Here is a 20,356-nt window from a genome sequence, read left to right as displayed (position 1 = left end):
GCAAGAGCTCACTGAGGGGCCCCGAGCCAATCCATCAGCATGCGCTCCTGCGCATGGAAGGCGTGCTCGGGATCGTGGCCGTTGCCCACCATGGGGGCCTTGAAGAAGAGCGACAGCTGCTCCTGCACGCCGCCGTCACCGCGCTGCTGCGCGAGGTCCAGCACGCGCGCGATCTCAAGCGCGAGCGGCGCCGCGAGCACGCTGTCCTTGCAGAGGAAGTTCACCTTGATCTGCATCTTGTGGCCGAGGAAGCCGGAGATGTCGATGTTGTCCCAGGCTTCCTTGTCGTCGCCGCGCGGACGGTAGTAGCGGATGTCCACGAGGTGATCCTCGACGTGGTAGCCGAGGATGCTGTCGAGCACCTTGCCCTTGGTGTCGAGCTTCGACGCCAGGCTGTCCTTGTCGCGCAGCGCCTCGCCGTCGCGGTTGCCGAGGATGTTGGTGCTGAACCAGCCGTCGACGTGCAGGGCGCGGGAGCGGAGCGCGGGGGCCAGCACCGTCTTCATCATCGTCTGGCCGGTCTTGCCGTCCTTGCCGGCGACCGGGACGTTGCGGGCCTTGGCGAACTCCTTCAGCGCCGGCGCGTCGGCCGCGAGGGAGGGCGTGAAGTTGCCGTAGGGCACGCCGCTCTCGATCGCCGCATAAGCGTAGAGCATGGCCGGGCCGATGGAGGGATCGTCGCGGTCGAGCGCGCGCTCGAAGGCGTCGAGCGAGTTCAGCGCCTCGTCGTCGCCGGGCGTGCGCTCGGTCGACGCCAGGTTGATCATGACGATGCCGTCGGCGCCGCTCGTCTTGCGGAAGCGGCGGAGGTCGGAGGCGATAGCCTCGACGGCGGCGCGGTGGCCGGGCGCCTCGAACTTGTTCGCGCCCGTCACGCCGCGGCAGAACTCGCCGCTGCCGATGGCCGGCCAGGGCCGGATGGCGGAGAGCGCGTCGCTCGTCTCGCCGAGCTGCGAGTCGTTGAGGACGCGGTGGTTGCTCGCCGCCGAGGCGAGGTCGGAACCGTCGAGGTCCCAGCCGCCGAAGACCATGTCACGGTAGTCGACGAGCCCCGGCACCGACACGTCGGCGAGTGGCAGGCCATCCAGCCGGTTCGCGCCCCGTCGGATCACCTCGATCCCGGCCACGGCCGTGGTGGCCACGGCACCGCCGAGACCCACCACTGCGACACCAAGTTTCCGCCCCGATTGCGCAAGCGACATTCTATAACCTCAGGAAGCCTGGGTGGTAAGATGGGCTGGGCGCGCCGAGCGCCAATCACGAACCGGTGTGCCAAGTCCCTCTTTCCGTGAGGTTTCCTGGCGCCCGGGTCGTCGCCAGCCGGTTGATTGACCCCCCGGGACCTCGCTCCTAGCCTTGTTGCACAGGCATGAAAAAGGCGATGGGAGCGATGGCACGGCATCTCAAGGAGGGGCGTGACCCCGGGGCGATCGCGGAGGACGACGCCCGCGTCCGCGCGACCGTCGAGGGCATCCTCGCAGACATCGGAAGCCGCGGCGACGCCGCCGTTCGCGAGTATTCCGCGCGCTTCGACGGGTGGGACCGGGCGGATTACCGCCTTACCGACCGGGAGATCCAGGACTGCCTCGCGCAGCTCACGGCGCGCGATCTCGACGACATCCGCTTCGCGCAGGAGCAGGTGCGGAACTTCGCGCAGCACCAGCGCGCGGCGATCCGGGACATCGAGGTCGAGACGCTGCCGGGGGTGGTCCTGGGTCACCGTAACATCCCGGTGAACTCGGTCGGCTGCTACGTCCCAGGCGGGAAGTACCCCCTGCTCGCCTCCGCCCACATGTCGGTGATCACGGCGAAGGTGGCCGGTGTGGGGCGGATCGTCACCTGCGCGCCGCCCTACCAGGGCCGCCCGGCGCCGGCCATTGTTGCGGCGCAGCATCTCGCGGGCGCGGACGAGATCCTCTGCCTCGGCGGCATCCAGGCCGTCGGCGCCATGGCGCTGGGCACGGAGAGCATCGCCGCCGTCGACATGCTCGTCGGCCCCGGCAACGCCTATGTCGCGGAGGCCAAGCGGCAGCTCTACGGGCGCGTCGGCATCGATCTCTTCGCCGGGCCGACCGAGACGCTGGTGATCGCCGACGAGACGGTGGACGCCGAGATGTGCGCGACCGACCTGCTTGGCCAGGCGGAGCACGGGCCGAACTCCCCGGCCATCCTGCTGACGACCTCCGAGCGGCTGGCGCGCGCGACGATGGCGGAGGTGGAGCGTCTGCTCGCCATCCTTCCGACCGCGGCGATCGCGCGCAAGGCCTGGGAGGACTACGGCGCGGTGATCGTCTGCGCGGACGACGAGGAGATGGTGCGGGTCGCGGACGACATCGCCTCGGAACACGTGCAGGTCATGACGCGCGATCCTGACTTCTTCCTCGACCGCATGACGAACTACGGCGCGCTGTTCCTCGGGCCGCGCACGAACGTCTCCTTCGGCGACAAGGTGATCGGCACGAACCACACGCTGCCGACGAAGAAGTCCGCGCGCTACACGGGCGGCCTCTGGGTCGGCAAGTTCCTCAAGACCTGCACCTACCAGCGGGTGCTGACGGACGAGGCTTCCGCGATGATCGGGGAGTATTGCTCGCGGCTCTGCATGCTCGAGGGCTTCGTCGGCCACGCGGAGCAGGCGAACCTGCGGGTGCGGCGCTACGGTGGGCGCAACATCCCCTACGGGCAGGCGGCGGAGTGATGCTGCCGGTCACCCCGTCGTTCCGGCTCGACGGGCGGCGCGCGCTGGTGACGGGGGCGGGGCGCGGCATCGGCTTGGCCGCCGCGGCGGCGCTGGCGGGCGCGGGGGCGCACGTCACCCTCGCGGCCCGCAGCGGGCACGAGGTGGAGGCGGCGGCGGCGGAGATCCGGCAGGGCGGCGGCGCGGCGGCGGCGATGGCGCTCGACGTCCTCGACATGCCCGCGACCATGGCGGCGATCGAGGCGGCGGGACCCTTCGACATCCTCGTGAACAACGCCGGGACGAACCGCCCGAAGCCCTTCCCCGAGGTGCCGGTCGAGGACTTCGACGCGATCATGAACCTCAACGTGCGCGCCGCCTATTTCGCGGCGCAGGCCGTGGCGCGCGGGCTGATCGCGGCGGGGCGGGGCGGCTCCATCATCAACGTCTCCTCGCAGATGGGGCATGTGGGCGGGGCCAACCGCACGGTCTACTGCGCGTCGAAGTTCGCGATGGAGGGGATGACGAAGGCGATGGGGATCGACCTCGCCCCGCACCGCATCCGCGTGAACACGATCTGCCCCACCTACATCGAGACGCCGCTGACGCGCCCCTATTTCGAGGACGCGGCCTTCCGCGCCGCCGTGCTCTCCAAGATCAAGCTCGGGCGGCTCGGGCAGGTGGAGGACCTCATGGGCGCCATCCTCTTCCTCGCGGGGGACGGGGCGGCGCTGATGACCGGAAGCTCCGTCGTGATCGACGGGGGATGGACGGCGGATTGAGCGGGGCGCGGCGCTAGCCGAGGATCGCCCGCAGCGCCGCGACCGCGCTGTCCGGCGTGGTCAGCACCGGCACCCCCAGCCGCACCCGCACCGCCGGCGCGGCGCGCGCCATGGAGAACTGCGCGATGACGACGGCGTCCACCGGCGGCAGGCCGGCGGCCGCGGCGGCGGAGAGGGCGTCGTGCTCCTCCCCGCGCCCGGCCTGCAGGGCGGCGAGCGCGCCCTCCACCACCCGCGCCTCGATCACGGGCGTGATGCCCCGCGCCGCGGCCATGGCCTCCAGCTCCGCGACCGCGGGCGCGCGGGTGGGGGCGAAGGTGCAGAGAAGGCCGATGCGGGGGCCGTGGCGCAGGGCCTCGGCGAAGGCGGCCTCGTTGGGCTTGAGGACGGGGACGGCCTGGTCGCGCCGCACCGCCTCGATCGCCGGGCCGAAGGCGGAGCAGGTGAAGAGGATGGCGTCGCTCCCCCGCCCCTCCGGCCCGGTCGCGGCGGCGTAGCGGCCGAGGGCGCGGAAGCGCTCAGTCATCTTGCGGTCCAGCCGCCCGGCCGAGGCGGCGTGGTCGGCCGAGAGGGAGCTGTCGAGAAGGTCGTGCGTCTCCGCCTCCGGCCAGGCCGCGGCGAAGGCGGCGTGGATGGGGGCGAGGGACTCCCGGAGGGCGTGGACGAGCATCACGCGCTTGCGCGGGGCCGGCGGGGTCATGGCGCGTTCTCTCGGTCTGCGGTGTAGGGAGGTCCGGCGGGCGGCGCGTCGCCCGGCGCGTGGATGGACAAGCCGCGCTGCCCTGGCAAGGGCCAGGGGTTGAGAGGGCGCTTGCGGGGCGCCGCGCGCCCGGCCTAACCTTGGGGCGCGAGTAGAAGCGGTCAGGGCAGAGCGCCCCGGGCATTGCTCCGGCACGATCCAGCCGAGGCCCCGCATGACTCGCCACCCCCATTCCGCGCCACCCGGCCCGCCCTCGCGGCCACGCCGTCGCGCGGCCCCCTTCTTGCCAGGCTTGGCGCCGCACCCCCGGCCCCGCGTTCGCGCTCGGGCGGGGCGCCCCCCTTCCGTGCCGCCGGCGATCCCCGCCGGCGGGCGGCGACCCGGAGTAGAAGCCGTCGAGCGCCCCCTTTGCGCCGGACATTGCTCCTTCCCCCGGAGGCCGGCCCCGGCCTCCCCCGATCGAGGAGAGTAACGCGATGAGCAGCACCGAGCGCGGCTACGGCCTGGAGGAGCTGAACCGGGAGACCACCTTCGGGGGCCTCGGCACCACGAAGGAGCGCGCGGTCCCCCGAATCGACATGAGCGACTTCCACGCCCGCCGGGCGGAGATCGCCGACCAGCTCTGGGAGGCCTCGATCGACACCGGCTTCTTCCAGCTCGTGAACCACGGCATCACCCAGGCGCAGATCGACGAGGCCTTCGACCTCTGCGCGCGCTTCTTCGACCTGCCGATGGAGAGCAAGGCGAAGCTGCCCATGCTCAAGGGCACGAACACGGGCTGGGAGTACAAGGAGCAGGTCCGGCCCTCCACGGGCACGCCGGACAACAAGGAATCCTTCCAGATCACCGTGCCCCGCATGCGGGGCCTCTGGCCCTCGGGCGACGAGCTGCCGGGCTTCAAGGCGACCATGCTGGCCTTCGAGCGCGCCAACTGGGCACTGGGCATGAAGGTGCTGTCCTGCTTCGCCCTCAAGCTCGGCTTCGCGCCGGACTTCTTCACCGAGGCGCACGACCCGACCTCGCCGGAGTACCAGTGCACGCTGCGCCTCATCCACTACATGGCTATGGAGGGGGCCCGGCCCGAGGACTTCCAGGGCTGGCGGGCCGGCGCGCACACGGACTACGACTGCCTGACGCTGCTGCACCAGCGCACGGGCCAGGGCGGGCTGCAACTCTGTCCCGGGAAGGAAGTCTCGGGCGAGCTGGCCTGGACCGACGTGCCGCCCCTGCCCGGCGTCATCACCTGCAACATCGGCGACATGCTGATGCGCTGGAGCGACGACCGGCTGCAGTCCACCCTCCACCGGGTGCGGATGCCGCGGGCGGACGAGTATCTCGGCCCGCGCTACTCCCTGCCCTTCTTCTGCCAGGCGAACAAGGACGCGGTGATCCGCAGCGCGAGCGGCCGGTTCGAGCCGATCACCGCGCACGACTACCTGCAGCAGCGCATCGCCGCCAACTTCGCGCGGTAGCGCGGCCCGACGGGGGCCGCCCGCGTCCGGGCGCCCCTTTTCCGCGCCCCAGCGGCGGGGCGCCGTGCCGCGGGCGGCGGCTGCCGCGAGGGGCGGGGTGGGAAGGATCTCGAAAAACCATGGGGGGTCTCCGTCGTTGAGACCCCGCAATGCCGAGGACCTTTCCATGCCCGCACCCAAGCTGAAGCCCCTATCGGAGCAGGTGATCGTCATCACCGGCGCCACCTCCGGCATCGGCCTCTCCACCGCCCGGATGGCCGCGAGCCAGGGGGCGGCGGTGGTCGTCGTGGCCCGGAACGAGGACGCGCTGAACGCCCTGGCCGCCGAGATCCGCGCCAAGGGGGGCCGCGCCGAGCCCGTCGTGGCCGACGTCGCCGACATGGCCCAGGTGGAGGCGGTGAGCGCCGCCGCGATCAGCGCCTTCGGCGGCTTCGATTCCTGGTGCAACAACGCCGGCGTCGCCATCTTTGGCTCGCTCGAGGACGTGCCGCTGGAGGACCAGCGCCGCCTGTTCGACGTGAACTACTGGGGCATCGTCCACGGCACCCTCGTCGCCGCGCGGCACCTCAAGGGCAAGGGTGGCGCCATCGTCAACACGGGCAGCGTGCTGTCCGACCGTTCCATGGCGCTGCAGGGGCCCTACTCGGCCTCGAAGTTCGCCATCAAGGGCGTGACCGAGGCCTTCCGGACAGAATTCCTGGCCGAGGGTTATCCAATCAGCGTCACGCTCATCAAGCCGGGCCCGATCGACACGCCCTACATGGAGCACGCCCGCAACCTGATGGGCACGACGGGCACGCGCAACCCGCCGCCGAGCTACCACCCGCGCGTGGTGGCGCGCGCCATCCTCTACGCCTGCGAGAACCCCTCGCGCGACCTGGTGGTCGGCGCCGGCGGGCTCGCCGTTTCGCTGATAGGGCGCCTCGCGCCCAAGTTGACGGACCTGGTGATGAGCAAGATCGCGAAGCCCTCCCAATCGAGCAGCCAGCCCGGCCGCTCCGAGCGCCGGGACAACCTCTACGACGCGCGCGAGGACCTGGCGGAGACCTCCTCCCTCTCCGGCCCGCCCCCGCGGCGCACCTCCTTCCTGCTGGAGGCGCAGATGAACCCGCTCGGCCCGGCCGGGATCATGGTGGGCGCCGCCGCCCTCCTCGCGGGTGCCGCCTTCGGCATGTACACGCTGCGCCGGTCCAAGCCCCTGCCCCAGCGCTTCGCGGACCGCGCCCGCCGCGGCATCGGCAGCCTCGGCAACGAGGCGCAGCGGATCGCCGGCCGCGCCATCGGCTACGCCGGCAAGGAGGCGCGGCCCTATCTCCGGACGGCGCGCAAGGAGGGGAGCCGCTTCGCCGACCGCGCCAGCCGCTACGCTTCCTCCGCCTATGACGACGTGCGCGAGCGCGGCGCGGACCTCTACGACGAGGCGCGGAGCCGCGGGCGCGCGCTCTACAAGTCGGCGCGCGGCGGGGGCGAGGACCTCTACGACGACGCGCGCGACCGGGGCCGGGGCCTCTTCAAGCGCGGCCGCGACGCGGCGGAGGACGCGCGGGACACCGGCTGGAGCCTCTTCGGCCGGGCCCGCGACCGGGGCGAGGACGTCTACGAGGACGCGCGCGACACGGGCTGGAGCCTGTTCGGGCGGGCGCGCCACGAGGCGGAGCGGCAGCGGCGCCTCGCGGCCCGGCGGGGCGAGAGCCTGCTCGACCGCCTCGCCAACGCGCTGCGGGGCTGATCGCCGCCGGGCCGCCACGCCCGGCTCCGTAAAGCCTTGAGGGCCAGGGGGCCGGGGACGCGACGTCCCCGGCCCTCGTTCTACTTCGACTCGGAATAGGCCTTGAAGAAGGCCGTGGGCGCGACGATCCGGTTCTGCATCTCCTGCAGCACGCCGAGCTCGCCGGCCTTGGCGAGATAGGCCTGGAAGCCGGGATCGGCGGCCATGGCGGCGCGGCGCTGCTCGCGGTCCGCCTGGCTGTCATAGGCCCAGAGATGGACCACGCGGTTCAGCGGTCCCTCCACCGTCGTGTACCAGCCGAGGCAGCGGCCGAGGTACTTCTTCTGAATCTCCCAGGCCATGGTCTCGTACAGCTTCACGAACTCGGCCATGCGGTTGGGCTGGCAGGTGTAGATCCGCAGGTCCACGATCATCGCGTTCTCCTTGGGTGGGGCAGAGGCCCGAAGCAGGCCCGCGCACGTTCCCCGACCAGGGGCCGCGCGTCCAGGGTGCCGGGCCCGCGCCCGGGCACCGGGACGGACGCGGCCGGCAGGCCCGCCCTGGCATGGCGGTTGCTGATCCCGCCCCAGCCCTGCCGGAAGCCATCCCCGCGCGGTGACCGCCCCTGCGCCCGGCCGGCCCGGTTGGAGGAAAGCGCGGCCCGCCACGTCCATTACGGAGAGTGACGATGAACGACGCCAAGACCGAGCTCGGCCGGAAGATCCTTCGCATCAAGAGGAAGCAGGGGATGAAATGGACGGAGGTGGCGGCGCGGATCGGCATGAGCCCGACCTGGACCTGCGCCCTCTGCATGGGCCAGATGAGCGCCGAGCCGCACCACGCCCAGGGCATCGCGGACCTCTTCGGCCTGGACGAGGAGGAGCAGGCGACGCTGTGCGAGATCCCCTATCGCGGCGCCCAGCCGCTGCCGCCGACGGACCCGCTGATCTACCGCTTCTACGAGCTGGTCCTCGTCTACGGCACGACCTGGAAGGAGATGATCCACGAGGAGTTCGGCGACGGGATCATGTCCGCGATCGACTACGACATGGCGCTGGAGCGCCAGCCCGACCAGAAGGGCGACCGGGTGCGGATCACCATGTCCGGCAAGTTCCTGCCCTACAAGCGGTACTGAGGCAGGGCGGCGTCAGCGGGCGGCGAGGGCGGTGCCCGGGCCGGCCTGCCAGCCGCCGCCGAGTGCCTTGAAGAGGGCGACTACCTGGATGGTCCGCGCCGCCTCGGCCTGGGCGAGCGCGTCCCGCGTCTGGGTCAGGGCGCGCTGCGCGTCGAGCACCTGCAGGAAGTCGGTGGCGCCCGCGCTGTAGAGGGAGCGGGCGGTGTCGACCACCCTCTGCGCCGTCACGACCGTCTGCTTCAACTGGTCGCGGTACTGCGTCAGGCTCCCCACCTGCGCCATCGCGTCCTCCACCTCGCGCAGCGCCTTCAGCACCACGGTGCGGTAGGCATGGCGGGCCTGCTCCGCCTGGGCGCGGCGGATGTCGACCGCGGCCTCGCGCTGGCCGCCGTCCAGCACCGGCACGCGCAGGCTCGGCGAGAAGGCGAAGACCGGCATGGCCATGACGTTCGCCGCCGAGCTGCCGCTGACCGAGAGCGTGCCGGAGAGGCTGAGGCTGGGGTAGCGCTCGGCCATCGCGGCGCCGATGAGGGCGACGCCGGCGGCGAGTTGGCGCTCCGCGGCCCGCACGTCGGGCCGGCGGCGGAGGAGGTCGGCCGGCACGCTCGGGTCAGGCAGCGGGCCCTGCGGGATCGGCCCGGGCGGGGAGAGCAGCGGGGTCAGCGCGTCCGGCGCCTCGCCGCCGAGGGTGGAGAGGGCGTTGATAAGGATCTGCGCGCGCGCCCGCAGCACCGGCCGCTGCGCCTCCTGCTGCTGAAGGAGCGTGCTGCCCTGGAGGATCTCGAGCCGGCTGCCGTCGCCGCCGGCCATACGGCGGACCGCCAGCTCGTTCGAGCGGCGCTGGTTCTCGATCGTGAGGTTGTTCGTCTCGATGGCCGCCTGGGTGCCGCGCAGCTCGACATAGGTGCGCGCGACGTCGCCGAGCAGGGTGAGCCGGGCGTCGTCCGCCTCCGCCTCGGCGAGCTCCGCGTTGGCGGCGGCGGCCTCCACGGTGCGGCGGGTGCGGCCCCAGAGGTCGATCTCCCAGGAGGCGTCGAAGCCGGCGGTGCTGAAGCCCGCGGTGCGGCTGTAGTAGTTGGGCGAGGTGAAGGAGCGGCCGTAGCTGGCCGAGGCCCCCGCGTTGAGCTGCGGGCTCCCGCCGCCCTGCGCCTGGGCAAGGGCGGCGCGCGCCTCCGCGATCACCGCCTGCGCCCGGCCGAGATCCGGATTCGCGCGCTGCGCCCGCTCGACCAGGCCGTTGAGGACCGGGTCGTTCAGCGTGAGCCACCAGGGCGTGGTCGGCAGGACGGGGACGGTGCCGGCCCGCCCGGCGAAGGCGGCGGGCACGTCGTCTGGCGGCCGCTGGTAGGCCGGGCCGACGTTGCAGCCGGCCAGCAGCAGCGCCGCCGCGATCGCGAGGAGCCGGCGAGACATGTTTTTGTCGCCCTCGAACACGGCGCCAGATTGCCAGGCCGGGCCGAAGGATCGGTTAACCGCGGCGGGCCGGCGCCGCCCGCCCGATCTTCACCTTCTCTGAAGCATCCGGCGGTAGCCTTCGCGGCGCACTCAAAAGGAGTCGACCCCGTGCTGCCAGAAAACCCGGCCCGTTCCAGCTTCGGCGCCCTCACCGGGACCTCGGTGCCCCTGCACATCGTGGATGTCGGCGCCAACCCGATCGACGGAACGCCCCCCTACGCGCCGCTCCTGGCCTCCGGCAACGCGACGGTGCTCGGCTTCGAGCCAAATCCGGCGGCGCTCGACCGGCTGCAGGCGATGAAGGGCCCGCGGGAGACCTACCTGCCGCACGCGATCGGCGATGGCGGCCAGCACACGCTGCATGTCTGCGCCGCCCCGGGCATGACCTCGCTCCTCCGCCCGAATCCGGCCGTGCTGGGCCTCTTCCACGGCTTCCCCGACTGGGGGCGGGTGGTCGAGGAGATCCCCGTCGCCACCATGCGCCTCGACGACATCCCGGAGGCGCGGGGCGCGGACATGCTGAAGATCGACATCCAGGGCGGCGAGCTCATGGCCATGCGCCACGCCGAATCCCTCCTGCGCGACCTGCTGGTGATCCAGACCGAGGTGGAGTTCCTGCCCCTCTACGCCGACCAGCCCCTCTACGCCGACGTGGAGCAGCACCTGCGGGCGCGCGGCTTCGTGCTGCACCGCTTCTTCCCGACCGTCAGCCGCGTCATCGCGCCCATGCTCGTCAACAACAACATCTACGAGGGCATGAGCCAGCTCGTCTGGGCGGACGCGATCTTCGTGCGCGACTTCACCCGGCCCGAGCTCTTCTCCGACCGCCAGCTCCTGGCCGCGGCGACCATCCTGCACGACTGCTACGGCTCGCTCGACCTCGTGCTGCACCTGCTGACCGAGCACGACCGCCGCACCGGCGGCGCGCGCGCGCCCGGCTACCTCGGCAGCCTGCGGGCGCTGGGCGCGGCGCCCGTGCCGGAGGCGCTGGCCGCCTAAGCTCCGCCCGCGCCCCCTCGTCCCCCGGCACGGAGGCCGAAATTGCCGAATGACGGTCTTCCCGTGGCGGCGACGATCATGTCGCCGTTCCACACGGCGCTGCGCTGCCTGTTCATGGTCGCCATGTACCACGGCGTGCAGCTCCAGCCCGCGCATTTCGCCGTGGTGGCGGAGGCGGACGTGCTCGGCTCGATCCTCCGCATGCTGCGCAAGGTGGGGCTGCGCGGCCGCGTCCTGCGGCGCAGCAAGTGGCGCCACCTGACGGCCCTCAGCCACACCTTCCCCGTCATGGGCATGATGAAGGACGGGCGCTGGGTCATCGTGGTGAAGGCGACCGACACGGAGGCCGGGCCGGCCCTCTACGTGCTCAACCCGCTTGTCGAGCGCCAGGGCGTGCAGACCGTCCAGCGGGAGGAGTTCCTGCGGGACTGGAGCGGCGTGCTGGTGGTCTGCAAGGCCGACCGCCCGGCGCGGTCCGAGGCCTCCTTCGGCCTGCGCTGGTTCGTGCCGGACATCTGGCGCTACCGCAGCCTTCTCCGGGACGTGGTCCTTGCCGCCATCATGTCGGCGCTGATCGCCTTCGCGACGCCGCTGATGTTCCAGATCCTGATCGACAAGGTGATCGCCCACCAGAGCTACCAGACGCTGCTCGCGCTGATCGTCCTGTTCTGCACGCTGACCGTCTTCGACGGGCTGTTCAACTACGTGCGCCAGTACCTGATGACCGTCGTGACGAGCAAGATCGACGCGAAGCTCGCCTCGCGCACCTTCCAGCACCTGCTGACCTTGCCGCTCCATTTCTTCGAAGCCAACACCGCCGGCGTGCTGGCGCGGAACCTGCAGCAGACGGACACGATCCGCCAGTTCCTCACCGGCCGGCTGTTGCAGACGCTTCTGGACGCGATCTCGCTGCCGCTGATGCTGACGGTGATGTTCCTCTACAGTGTCAAGCTCACCGCGCTCGTGCTCGGCTTCTCCGTCGTCATGGCGCTGCTCATCGGCGTCATGGTGCCCACCTTCCGGCGCAACCTCGAGAGCCTGTACCAGGCGGAGGGCGCCCGGCAGGGGCACCTAGTCGAGACGATCCACGGCATGCGCACGGTGAAGTCCCTCGCGCTCGAGCCCGCGCGGCAGACGATGTGGAACGAGAAGATCACGACCGGCATGGAGCGCCGGGCGAAGGTCGGCCGGCTCTCGGCCTTCGCGGGGGTGATGATGCAGGGGCTGGAGAAGCTGATGCAGATCAGCGTCCTCTCGCTCGGCGCCATGGAGGTGTTCGACAACGCCCTCAGCATCGGCGCGCTGGTCGCCTTCAACATGGTGTCGGGGCGCGTCACCGGGCCCCTGGTGCAGATCGTCGGCCTCCTGAACGAGTACCAGGAAACGATGCTGGCCGTGCGGATGCTGGGCACCGTGATGTCCCACCCCGCCGAGCGGGAGCCGGGGCAGCAGGGCCTGCAGCCCGCGATCACCGGCCGGATGAGCTTCGAGGAGGTCACCTTCGCCTACCGCCCCGGTGCCCCGCCGGCGCTCGACCGCGTCTCCTTCGCCGTGGCGCCGGGCCAGGTGATCGGGGTCGTCGGCCGTTCCGGCTCGGGCAAGACCACCGTCACCCGGCTGATCCAGGGCATCCAGACCGCGCAGGGCGGCGTGATCCGCCTCGACGGCGTTGACATCCGCCACATCGACCTCGTCCATCTCCGGCGCAGCATCGGCGTGGTGCTGCAGGAGAACTTCCTCTTCCGCGGGACGCTCCGGGAGAACCTCTCCGTCGTGCGGCCGGACGCCACGCTCGAGGAGATCATGGAAGCCGCGCGGATCGCGGGGGCCGACGAGTTCATCAACCGGCTGCCGCACTCCTACGACACCCTCATCGAAGAGAACGGGGCGAACTTCTCGGGCGGCCAGCGCCAGCGCCTCGCCATCGCCCGCGCCCTGCTGACGCGCCCCAACCTCCTCATCTTCGACGAGGCCACCAGCGCGCTTGATCCCGAGAGCGAGGCGGTCATCCAGGACAACCTGGCGGAGATCGCCCGCGGCCGGACGCTGATCATCGTCTCCCACCGGCTGACCTCGCTCGCCGGCGCCGACGCGATCCTCGTCCTGGAGCACGGCCGCGTGCTGGACTTCGCGCCGCATCGCGTCCTCCTGCAGCGCTGCGCCGCCTACCAGAACCTGTGGCGGCAGCAGACGAAACACTTCGCGTGAGCACGACGATCGACCACGCCCCGACGCCGCCCGCGCCCGACCGGCCCGCGGCCCCCCAAGGTCCCTCGCTGGCCTCGCGGCTGCTCGTTGCCGTCACGCCGCGCCGGCCGCGCCGCTGGTCCACCGAAGCGGCGACGGAGAAGCAGTGGCTGAAGGAGGGCTTCGCGCCGCCGCAGCCGGACCTCGAGGATTTCCTCGGCCAGGCGACCCCGTCCCTGCTGTGCAACACGCACCGCTTCGCGGTAGCGCTGTTCCTGGCGCTCATCGCCCTGGCCAGCGTGCTGCACGTCGACATCATCGTCGCGGGCACCGGCCGGCTGTCGATGGATTCGCCCACCATCGTGCTGCAGCCGATGCAGCTCTCGGTCATCCGCCAGATCCGGGTGAAGCCCGGCGACGTGGTGCGCCGGGGCGACGTGCTGGCGTCGCTGGATCCGACCTTCGCGCAGGCGGACCGCGCCGTGCTGCTGGCCCAGCAGAGCGCCGTCCGCGCGCAGCAGGCACGGCTGGAGGCGGAGCTGGACGGGACCGCCTTCGACCCCGAGGCGGGCCCGCCCGAGCTGATGCTCCAGCGGGCGCTCTACCGCCAGCGCCAGGCGCAGTTCACCTCGCGCCTGGCCGACATCGACCAGCGGCTCCGCAGCCACGAGGTGGAGGTGGCGACCGCCCAGCAGAACCGGGAGCTCCTGACCCAGCAGGTCGCCCTGGCGCGGGAGGTGGAGGCGATGCGCAACACCCTGTTCCGCGCCCAGAGCGGATCGCGGCTGAGCTATGTCGAGGCCCAGGCCGCCCGGGTGCGCAACGAGCGGGAGCTGCAGGCCGCGATCGCGCAGATCAACAGCGCGCAGCAGGCCATCCTCAGCCTGCAGGCGGAGCGGCAGGCCTTCATCGATTCCTGGCGGCGCGAGCTGACGGAGACGCTCGTCCGGACGAGGGCGGAGGCGCTCGCCATCGACGAGAGCCTCACGAAGGCGAACATGGTCAACCGGCTGGTGGAGCTCGTCGCGCCGGAGGACGGCGTCGTGCTGGAGGTGGCCAAGCGCTCGGTCGGTTCGGTCCTGAACGCGGCGGAGCCGCTCGTCACCATGATCTCGAGCGGCGCCGCCATGGTCGCGGAGATCGCGATCGGCTCCGGCGACGTCGGCTACGCCAAGCCGGGCGACGAGGTGCAGGTGAAGGTCGACGCCTTCCCCTACCAGCGCCACGGGCTGCTGACCGGGCGGCTTCGCGCGATCGTGGCGGATTCCATGCCCGCGAGCGGCGGCAACGCCGGCTCGACGGCCTATCACCGCGGCGTGGTGGAGCTCGGCACCACCACCCTGCAGTCCATGCCGGAGGGAACGCGCCTGATCCCCGGCATGACGCTCGCCGCGGAGATCAAGGTCGGGACGCGGAGCGTGATCTCCTACCTTCTCTACCCCATCACGCGCGGCATGCGGGAGAGCCTGCGCGAGCCCTAGGCAGGCCGCGCCCGGCCGCGCGGGCGGGGCGTCACGATGCCGGCGCCGGCGCCGCATCGGCGGCAGGGCGCACGGAGGGAAGGCGGATTTCGACGATCAGCCCCTCCGCCGCCCAGTCCCAGCGCACGGTGCCGCCGAGCTGGTGGCCCAGCGTGCCGTCCACCACGCGGGATCCGAAGCCCTTGCGCGCGGGGGTGCCGACCGCCGGGCCGCCGGTCTCGGCCCAGCGGAGGTGCAGCCCGCCGCCCTCCCGCCTCCAGGAGACCCGCAGCACCCCCGTCCGGGCGGAGAGGGCGCCGTACTTGGTCGCGTTCGTCGCCAGCTCGTGCAGGGCCATGGTGAGCGCCTGCACGGCCGCCCCGGGGATGACGACCTCCGGCCCCTCGAGCAGCGCGCGCGGCGCGGTGCCGGGGTCGAGGAAGGGGGCGAGGGTCGATTCCAGCACGGCCCGCAGCCCCGTGCCCGCCCAGTTCGTCTCCGCGAGGAGGGATTGCGCCCGGGCCAGCGCGTCCACCCGGCCCTCGATCGCGACGCGGTAGACGGGGTCGTTCCCGGGTGTCAGGCGCAGCGCCGCCTTCACCACCGCGAGGGCGTTCTTCCCGCGGTGGTCGACCTCCCGCATGAGCAGCGCCTGCCGCTCCTCCGCGAGGCGCCGCGCGGTGACGTCCAGCAGCCCGCCGAGCGCCCGGACCGCGCGCCCGGTGGCGGGGTCGCGGAACACCCGCCCGCGGTCCCAGACCCAGGCCCAGCTCCCGTCGGCCCGCCGCACCCGGTACTCGGCGGAGTAGCGGTCCTGCGCGGGGTCGGCGATGGCGGCCGTGACCCGGGCGTCGAAGATGGCGCGGTCCTCGGGGTGGATCCGGTCGAGCCAGGCCGCGGCGGCCTCCGGGAGGTCCTTCCCGAGCAGCGCCAGGACGCCGGCCGTGCGCGTCGCCCGGCCGGTGTTCAGCTCCCGCTCGTAGACGAAGCCGTCGATGGCGCCCACGGCCGCCTCGAAGCGCTCCCCGATCCGGCGCCGGTCGGTGATGTCGACGTGGATGCCGACGAGCGTCGCCGGGGCCTCCTCGCTCGCGGGGTAGAGCCGGGCGCGGCAGAGGAGCCAGCGCTCCTCCTGCCCCTCCGGCCCGCGCCGGAACACCCGCATCTCGAGCGTCATCGTGCCGTCCCGGAGCGCCCCCTCGATCGCGTCGTGCAGGCGGGGGCGGTCGTCCGGGTGCAGCGCCGCGAAGAAGGTCTCGGCGCTCGCAAGCCCGGCCTCGCGCTCGGCGTCCAGGCCGAGCAGGTCGTACATCTCCGGTGACCAGCTCGCCCGCCCCGTCCCGGGCTCCCAGGACCAGGAGGCGACCCGCGCGGCCTGCTGGGCGAGCTGCATCAGGCGCGAGCTCTCGGCCAGGGCGCGGGTGCGGTCGGCGACGCGGCTCTCCAGCGCCTCGTTCGACCCCTCCAGCTCCCGCTGCCGCCCGAGCACGGCCCGGGCCAGGGCGAGCAGCAGCGCCGAGGAGGCGAGCGCGAGGATGGCCTGCGGCAGCACCTCCTGCCGCCAGGCCGCCGAGACGAGCGAGCGCGCCCGCGCGGCCGAGACATAGACCGGCCAGGGCCCGCCGACGCGGCGGTAGGCGACCACGCGCTCCACCCCGTCGATGCTCGAGACCTCGCGCGAGACGGAGCGCTCCTCGCCCCGCCGCATCGTCTCCAGCATGGCGCCCGGCCCGATGCGCGCCTCCGCCTCGGGCCGGTTGCCGAGGCCGGAGGAGCGCGCGAGCAGCGCGCCGTCCGTGCGCACGAGCGAGACCACGTTCTCCGGCGAGGCGGCGAGGGCCTGCAGGGAGCGGTTCACCTGCTCGTGGTAGAAGGAGGCGTTGACCACGCCGTCGTAGGTGCCGGGCGGCAGGCCGTTGCCCGTGCGCTCGCGCCGCGCGCTGAGGGCGAAGTAGGGGCGCCCCGTCTCCCGCCCGACATAGACAGGGCTGATGTGGAAGGGGGGCGCGTCGTTCGGCCGCAGCGCGCGGTTGAACTCGCGCTCCATCATGGAGCGCCCGGCCGCCACCGGCAGGATGTTGCTCGCCACCAGCGCGCGCGCGTCGCGGTCGTAGACGGTGATGTAGAAGACGTCCCCCTCCGGGGTCGCGCTGCCGCTGACGACCCGGTCCAGCGCGACGTGCCAGTCGGCCTCCTGCGCCCGGATCTCGGCGTCGGACAGGCCGGCCAGCACGTCGTTCGCCCGCTGCAGCCGGAGGAACTGGCCCTCGAGCAGGCGCCTGGCGTACTCGGCCGCGGCGTCGGCGGTCCGCGCCACCTCCGCCTCCGCCCCGCGCGAGGTCGCGTCCCAGGCGCCCCAGGCCGAGAGGGCCGCCAGCAGCGGCGGCGCCAGGACGGCGGCGCCGAGGCTCAGGAGCAGGCCGGCCCGCGGCCAAGAACGCCCCCGGCGGGCCGCCGCGGGAGGAGGAAGGGCCTGGATGGCCGAGGTCTCGTTCACGGCACGCCCTGGCATGGGCGTTACTTACGATGGGATGCCGGTCTTGTAACTCCTGGGTTCTTTTACCCCGGGCGGGCCGTGCCGTTTCCCCCGCGACGCGCCAGACGAGGACCCCTCATGCCCAGACCCGAAGCCGGACCGGACACCCCGCTGCGCGTGAACCGCGCCCCCGTCCTCACCCTCTGGGCGGCCGTGGTGGCGGAGCGCCTAGGGCATCCCCCCGACACCGCGCTGAGCCTGGCCAGCCACGTCGCCGGCACCGCCGCGCGGGCGAAGGCCCGCCGCCTGGGCATCACGGAATCGCACCCCGAGGAGGCCCGCGCGCCCCTGGCGCCCCGCCACGAGACGGTGCGGCTCCTCGGCCGGGACGTGCCGGTGGTGCGGGACGCGGCGGGCACGCTCCTCGCCGCCTCCGGCGGGGAGGCGCCGACCCCGGCCGCCCCCGCCCGGGCCTATGTCGCCAAGGCCTTCGGGCCGCGCCTCGGCGAGGCGCGCGAGGCCCTGGAGGCGCTCGCCGCCTCGCTGGACCCCGAAAGGCTGAACCGCGAGGGCTTCCGCCTCTACGAGGCGTTCCGCCCGGAGGTGCCCCCGGACGCGCGCGGCTGGGGGGCGAAGGGGGAGCTGCACCTCCGCCGCATCCGCGAGGCCGCCGGGTAGTGCGGCGCCCCGGGTGCACCACATCGCGCCTCGTGCGTTGTCCGTTCTTTCAGCAGGGTACCCGATGCCGCCGCTAAACCCCCTCGTCCTCGACACCGGAACCCCGCCCATCCCGGAGATCCAGGCCTGCGGCGCCCGCTATGACGGATCGCGCGGCCCCTTGCTGAACCTCTGCCAGGCGGTCCCGGCCTACCCGCCGCCGCCCGCGATGCTCGCGCGGCTCGCCGAGGCCGCGGGGAGCCCCGACGCCGCCCGCTACGGCCCCATCGCCGGCGACGACGCGCTGCGCGAGGCCTACGCCGCCCATCTCGGCGCGATCTACGGCGGCGACCTCTCGGCGAAGGACGTGGCCATCACCGCGGGGTGCAACCAGGCCTATTTCGTGGTCATGGCGGCGCTGGCGCAGCGCGGGGACGCGGTGCTGCTGCCCACGCCCTGGTACTTCAACCACAGCATGACGCTCGACATGCTGGGGATCGAGGCGCGCCCCCTTCCCTGCCGCTCCCAGTCCGGCTTCGTGCCCGACCCGGAGGACGCGGAGGCGCTGATCGACGAGCGGGTCCGCGCGATCGTGCTGGTGACGCCGAACAACCCGACCGGGGCGGTCTACCCGGCGGAGGTCATCCGGCGCTTCCACGACCTCTGCCGGCAGCGCGGGATCTGGCTCGTGCTGGACGAGACCTACCGCGACTTCCTACCCCCCGGGCAGGACCGCCTGCACGACCTGCCCGAGGGCGGCGCCTGGCCGGACAACCTCGTGCAGCTCTACAGCTTCTCGAAGTCCTTCGCGGTCCCCGGCCACCGGCTCGGCGCCGTGGCCGCGCCGGCCCCCTTCCTGGCCGAGCTCAGCAAGGTGATGGACTGCGTGCAGATCTGCGCCTCCCGCGCCGGGCAGGCCGCCGTCGCCTGGGGCCTCGGCGCGCTGGCGGAGTGGCGCGCGGCGAACCGGGCGGAGATGAACGAGCGCGCGGCCGCCGTCCGGACCGCCTTCGCCCGGCTGCCGGGCTGGCGGCTGGAGGCGCTAGGCGCCTATTTCGCCTATGTCCGCCACCCCTTCGGCAGCACCTCCGCCTGGGAGGTGGCGCGCCACCTGGCGGAGGAGCACGGGTTGATGTGCCTGCCCGGCCCGGCCTTCGCCGGCGAGGAGGCGCACCTGCGCATCGCCTTCGCCAACGTCGACGCCGCGGCGATCGACGGCATGGTCGAGCGCCTCCGCGCAGCGACGCCCTGAGGGTGGGCGGGCGAGTGGACGCCCGCCGCCCTCCGTCCTAGCCTTTCCGCCATGAGCGATGCCGCCAGCGCCCCGCCCCCGGCCGAGGCCCCGATCCCCGCCACGCACGACATGGGCGGCGCCTCGCGCTTCCGCTGCACGGCCGTGGAGCGCGACGAGGCGCCGCCGGACGACTTCGGCAAGCGCGTGGACGCCTTGCGCCAGCTTCTCGCGCAGAAGGGGCTGATGACGGTGGACGAGCTCCGCCGCGGCATCGAGGCCATCCCGGAAAGCGAGTACCTGGCGCTCACCTACTACGAGCGCTGGCTCCGCTCCATGACGGCGCTGATGGTCGAGAAAGGGGTCGTCGCGGAAGGGGACCTGCGGTGACCCCGGCCGAGGGCACCAGCGCCGCGGCCTCCGATCCGGCGCCGCAGCCCGCCCCCGCCGCGCCGCGCTTCGGGCCCGGCGAGCGCGTTCGGGTCCGGGACGACTGGCCCGAGCGCCGGGGGCCCTGCCACATCCGCACGCCGCACTACCTGCGGGGCCGCGTCGGCACGGTTCAGCGCCTGCTCGGCCGCTTCGCCAACCCGGAGGAGCTCGCCTTCGGGCACCCGGCGCCGGCGCGGGCCCTCTACCACGTCCTGTTCGAGCAGCCGCCGATCTGGCACGAGGGCCATCCGGGCGACGAGGTGCTGGTCGAGCTCTTCGAGCACTGGCTCGAGCCCGACGGGACCGCGAAGAGGAGCGCCTGAATGAGCACCCCTGCCCGCCCCGACTCACCCGCCCGGCTGGAGGCGCTGATCGGCGCCCTGAAGGCGCGGGGCCTCCTGACCGAGCAGGAGCTGGCCGAGCGCCAGGCCCAGACCGACCGCGCCAGCCCCGAGATCGGCGCCCGCATGGTGGCCCGCGCCTGGCTCGACCCCGCGTGGCGCCGGCTGCTGCTCGCCGACGGCGGGGCCGCGGCCGAGGCGATGGGCGTCTCCATGGCCGGCGCGCCGCCGCTCGGCGTGCTCGAGGACACGCCGCGGCGGCACCACTTGGTCGTCTGCACGCTCTGCAGCTGCTACCCGCGGGCGGTGCTCGGCTATCCCCCCCACTGGTACAAGAGCTTCGCTTACCGCGCCCGCGCCGTCCGGGACCCGCGCGGCGTGCTGGAGGAATGGGGCACGGCGCTCCCCGCGGGCACGGACGTCCGCGTCGTGGACAGCACCGCCGACTACCGCTGGATGGTCCTGCCCCTGCGCCCGGCCGGGACCGAGGGATGGTCCGAGGACCGCCTTGCCGGCATCGTCACGCGCGACGTGCTGGTCGGCGTCGCGCTGCCGCGAGTGCCGTCGACCGAGGCCGCCTGACCGCGGGCCGTGCCGACGCGGGCGAGCCTCGGCCCAATCGGGTTCTTCCATGGCCGGCGCCG

General features: G+C 73.0%; 18 protein-coding genes. 13 read left to right on the top strand and 5 right to left on the bottom strand.

Annotation, left to right across the window (positions count from 1 at the left end):
* Positions 1–8: 8 nt before the first annotated feature.
* Positions 9–1,142, bottom strand: a complete 1,134-nt coding sequence (locus tag EAH89_RS11865; protein ID WP_206667523.1) for an inositol-3-phosphate synthase — start codon at positions 1,140–1,142, stop codon at positions 9–11.
* A 248-nt stretch (positions 1,143–1,390) separates the two neighbouring features.
* Here EAH89_RS11865 and hisD point away from each other — a divergent pair, with 248 nt between their 5' ends.
* On the top strand, positions 1,391–2,698 hold the full coding sequence (gene hisD, locus EAH89_RS11860) for a histidinol dehydrogenase (RefSeq protein ID WP_140883224.1): 1,308 nt from the start codon (positions 1,391–1,393) through the stop codon (positions 2,696–2,698).
* Positions 2,698–3,459, top strand: a complete 762-nt coding sequence (locus tag EAH89_RS11855) for an SDR family NAD(P)-dependent oxidoreductase (protein WP_140883222.1) — start codon at positions 2,698–2,700, stop codon at positions 3,457–3,459. The genes hisD and EAH89_RS11855 overlap by 1 nt, the downstream gene beginning before the upstream one ends.
* 13 nt (positions 3,460–3,472) lie before the next feature.
* Here EAH89_RS11855 and EAH89_RS11850 read toward each other — a convergent pair whose 3' ends face one another.
* Positions 3,473–4,159, bottom strand: coding sequence for an aspartate/glutamate racemase family protein (locus tag EAH89_RS11850; RefSeq protein ID WP_140883220.1), 687 nt, complete (start codon positions 4,157–4,159; stop codon positions 3,473–3,475).
* 476 nt (positions 4,160–4,635) lie between these two features.
* Here EAH89_RS11850 and EAH89_RS11845 point away from each other — a divergent pair, with 476 nt between their 5' ends.
* Together EAH89_RS11845 and EAH89_RS11840 are read left to right on the top strand one after the other, a co-directional pair.
* Complete coding sequence (locus EAH89_RS11845; protein WP_140883218.1) at positions 4,636–5,631, top strand: isopenicillin N synthase family dioxygenase; 996 nt, start codon at positions 4,636–4,638, stop codon at positions 5,629–5,631.
* A 166-nt stretch (positions 5,632–5,797) separates the two neighbouring features.
* Complete coding sequence (locus tag EAH89_RS11840; protein ID WP_140883216.1) at positions 5,798–7,360, top strand: SDR family oxidoreductase; 1,563 nt, start codon at positions 5,798–5,800, stop codon at positions 7,358–7,360.
* Positions 7,361–7,440: 80 nt separating this feature from the next.
* Here the strand turns inward: EAH89_RS11840 and EAH89_RS11835 are convergent, their stop codons facing one another.
* On the bottom strand, positions 7,441–7,773 hold the full coding sequence (locus EAH89_RS11835; RefSeq protein ID WP_140883214.1) for an NIPSNAP family protein: 333 nt from the start codon (positions 7,771–7,773) through the stop codon (positions 7,441–7,443).
* A 254-nt stretch (positions 7,774–8,027) separates the two neighbouring features.
* Between EAH89_RS11835 and cynS the strand changes: the two genes are divergently transcribed.
* Positions 8,028–8,474: a cyanase gene (gene cynS / locus EAH89_RS11830; RefSeq protein ID WP_140883212.1), complete on the top strand. Its 447-nt coding sequence runs from the start codon at positions 8,028–8,030 to the stop codon at positions 8,472–8,474.
* A gap of 12 nt (positions 8,475–8,486) precedes the next feature.
* Here cynS and EAH89_RS11825 read toward each other — a convergent pair whose 3' ends face one another.
* Entirely contained in the window at positions 8,487–9,887 is a 1,401-nt protein-coding gene (locus EAH89_RS11825) for an efflux transporter outer membrane subunit (RefSeq protein WP_140883210.1), read from the bottom strand.
* A 150-nt stretch (positions 9,888–10,037) separates the two neighbouring features.
* Between EAH89_RS11825 and EAH89_RS11820 the strand changes: the two genes are divergently transcribed.
* From EAH89_RS11820 to EAH89_RS11810, 3 genes are read left to right on the top strand one after another with little or no spacing between them, the layout of a single operon-like run.
* Positions 10,038–10,928 carry an FkbM family methyltransferase gene (locus EAH89_RS11820; RefSeq protein WP_241666984.1) on the top strand — a complete coding sequence of 297 codons (891 nt, stop codon included), beginning with the start codon at positions 10,038–10,040 and terminating at the stop codon, positions 10,926–10,928.
* Between the two features lie 42 nt (positions 10,929–10,970).
* Complete coding sequence (locus EAH89_RS11815) at positions 10,971–13,136, top strand: peptidase domain-containing ABC transporter (RefSeq protein ID WP_206667522.1); 2,166 nt, start codon at positions 10,971–10,973, stop codon at positions 13,134–13,136.
* Positions 13,133–14,596, top strand: a complete 1,464-nt coding sequence (locus EAH89_RS11810; RefSeq protein ID WP_161993555.1) for an HlyD family type I secretion periplasmic adaptor subunit — start codon at positions 13,133–13,135, stop codon at positions 14,594–14,596. The genes EAH89_RS11815 and EAH89_RS11810 overlap by 4 nt, the downstream gene beginning before the upstream one ends.
* A gap of 31 nt (positions 14,597–14,627) precedes the next feature.
* Here the strand turns inward: EAH89_RS11810 and EAH89_RS11805 are convergent, their stop codons facing one another.
* Positions 14,628–17,072: a PAS domain-containing protein gene (locus EAH89_RS11805; protein WP_140883204.1), complete on the bottom strand. Its 2,445-nt coding sequence runs from the start codon at positions 17,070–17,072 to the stop codon at positions 14,628–14,630.
* A 117-nt stretch (positions 17,073–17,189) separates the two neighbouring features.
* Between EAH89_RS11805 and EAH89_RS31955 the strand changes: the two genes are divergently transcribed.
* The 5 genes from EAH89_RS31955 to EAH89_RS11780 all read left to right on the top strand — a co-directional run bounded on the left by EAH89_RS31955 (position 17,190) and on the right by EAH89_RS11780 (position 20,294).
* Positions 17,190–17,729, top strand: a complete 540-nt coding sequence (locus tag EAH89_RS31955) for a hypothetical protein (RefSeq protein ID WP_140883202.1) — start codon at positions 17,190–17,192, stop codon at positions 17,727–17,729.
* Positions 17,730–17,793: 64 nt separating this feature from the next.
* Positions 17,794–18,960 (top strand): aminotransferase, encoded by a 1,167-nt coding sequence (locus tag EAH89_RS11795; protein WP_140883200.1) that lies wholly within the window; start codon positions 17,794–17,796, stop codon positions 18,958–18,960.
* A gap of 51 nt (positions 18,961–19,011) precedes the next feature.
* On the top strand, positions 19,012–19,329 hold the full coding sequence (locus tag EAH89_RS33055; protein WP_140883198.1) for an SH3-like domain-containing protein: 318 nt from the start codon (positions 19,012–19,014) through the stop codon (positions 19,327–19,329).
* The gene (locus EAH89_RS33050; protein WP_140883196.1) at positions 19,326–19,694 is read left to right on the top strand and encodes an SH3-like domain-containing protein; all 369 of its coding nucleotides are present in this window, start codon (positions 19,326–19,328) and stop codon (positions 19,692–19,694) included. Before EAH89_RS33055 ends, EAH89_RS33050 begins: the two co-directional genes overlap by 4 nt.
* Positions 19,695–20,294: a nitrile hydratase subunit alpha gene (locus EAH89_RS11780; RefSeq protein WP_140883194.1), complete on the top strand. Its 600-nt coding sequence runs from the start codon at positions 19,695–19,697 to the stop codon at positions 20,292–20,294. It abuts the gene before it with no gap.
* Positions 20,295–20,356: the final 62 nt, after the last annotated feature.

Source organism: Muricoccus nepalensis, from assembly GCF_006438825.1.
In the GTDB taxonomy this organism is placed as follows: domain Bacteria; phylum Pseudomonadota; class Alphaproteobacteria; order Acetobacterales; family Acetobacteraceae; genus Roseomonas; species Roseomonas nepalensis.
This window is presented reverse-complemented; position numbering and strand designations above follow the sequence as displayed.

Bases quoted from the DNA above. Each gene is read 5' to 3' on its own strand.
- EAH89_RS31955 (WP_140883202.1), top strand. From the start codon at position 17,190: ATGCCCAGACCCGAAGCCGGACCGGACACCCCGCTGCGCGTGAACCGC.
- EAH89_RS11850 (WP_140883220.1), bottom strand. From the start codon at position 4,159: ATGACCCCGCCGGCCCCGCGCAAGCGCGTGATGCTCGTCCACGCCCTC.
- EAH89_RS33055 (WP_140883198.1), top strand. From the start codon at position 19,012: ATGAGCGATGCCGCCAGCGCCCCGCCCCCGGCCGAGGCCCCGATCCCC.
- EAH89_RS11780 (WP_140883194.1), top strand. From the start codon at position 19,695: ATGAGCACCCCTGCCCGCCCCGACTCACCCGCCCGGCTGGAGGCGCTG.
- EAH89_RS11840 (WP_140883216.1), top strand. From the start codon at position 5,798: ATGCCCGCACCCAAGCTGAAGCCCCTATCGGAGCAGGTGATCGTCATC.
- hisD (WP_140883224.1), top strand. From the start codon at position 1,391: ATGGCACGGCATCTCAAGGAGGGGCGTGACCCCGGGGCGATCGCGGAG.
- EAH89_RS11845 (WP_140883218.1), top strand. From the start codon at position 4,636: ATGAGCAGCACCGAGCGCGGCTACGGCCTGGAGGAGCTGAACCGGGAG.
- EAH89_RS11795 (WP_140883200.1), top strand. From the start codon at position 17,794: ATGCCGCCGCTAAACCCCCTCGTCCTCGACACCGGAACCCCGCCCATC.
- EAH89_RS11855 (WP_140883222.1), top strand. From the start codon at position 2,698: ATGCTGCCGGTCACCCCGTCGTTCCGGCTCGACGGGCGGCGCGCGCTG.
- EAH89_RS11835 (WP_140883214.1), bottom strand. From the start codon at position 7,773: ATGATCGTGGACCTGCGGATCTACACCTGCCAGCCCAACCGCATGGCC.
- cynS (WP_140883212.1), top strand. From the start codon at position 8,028: ATGAACGACGCCAAGACCGAGCTCGGCCGGAAGATCCTTCGCATCAAG.
- EAH89_RS11825 (WP_140883210.1), bottom strand. From the start codon at position 9,887: ATGTCTCGCCGGCTCCTCGCGATCGCGGCGGCGCTGCTGCTGGCCGGC.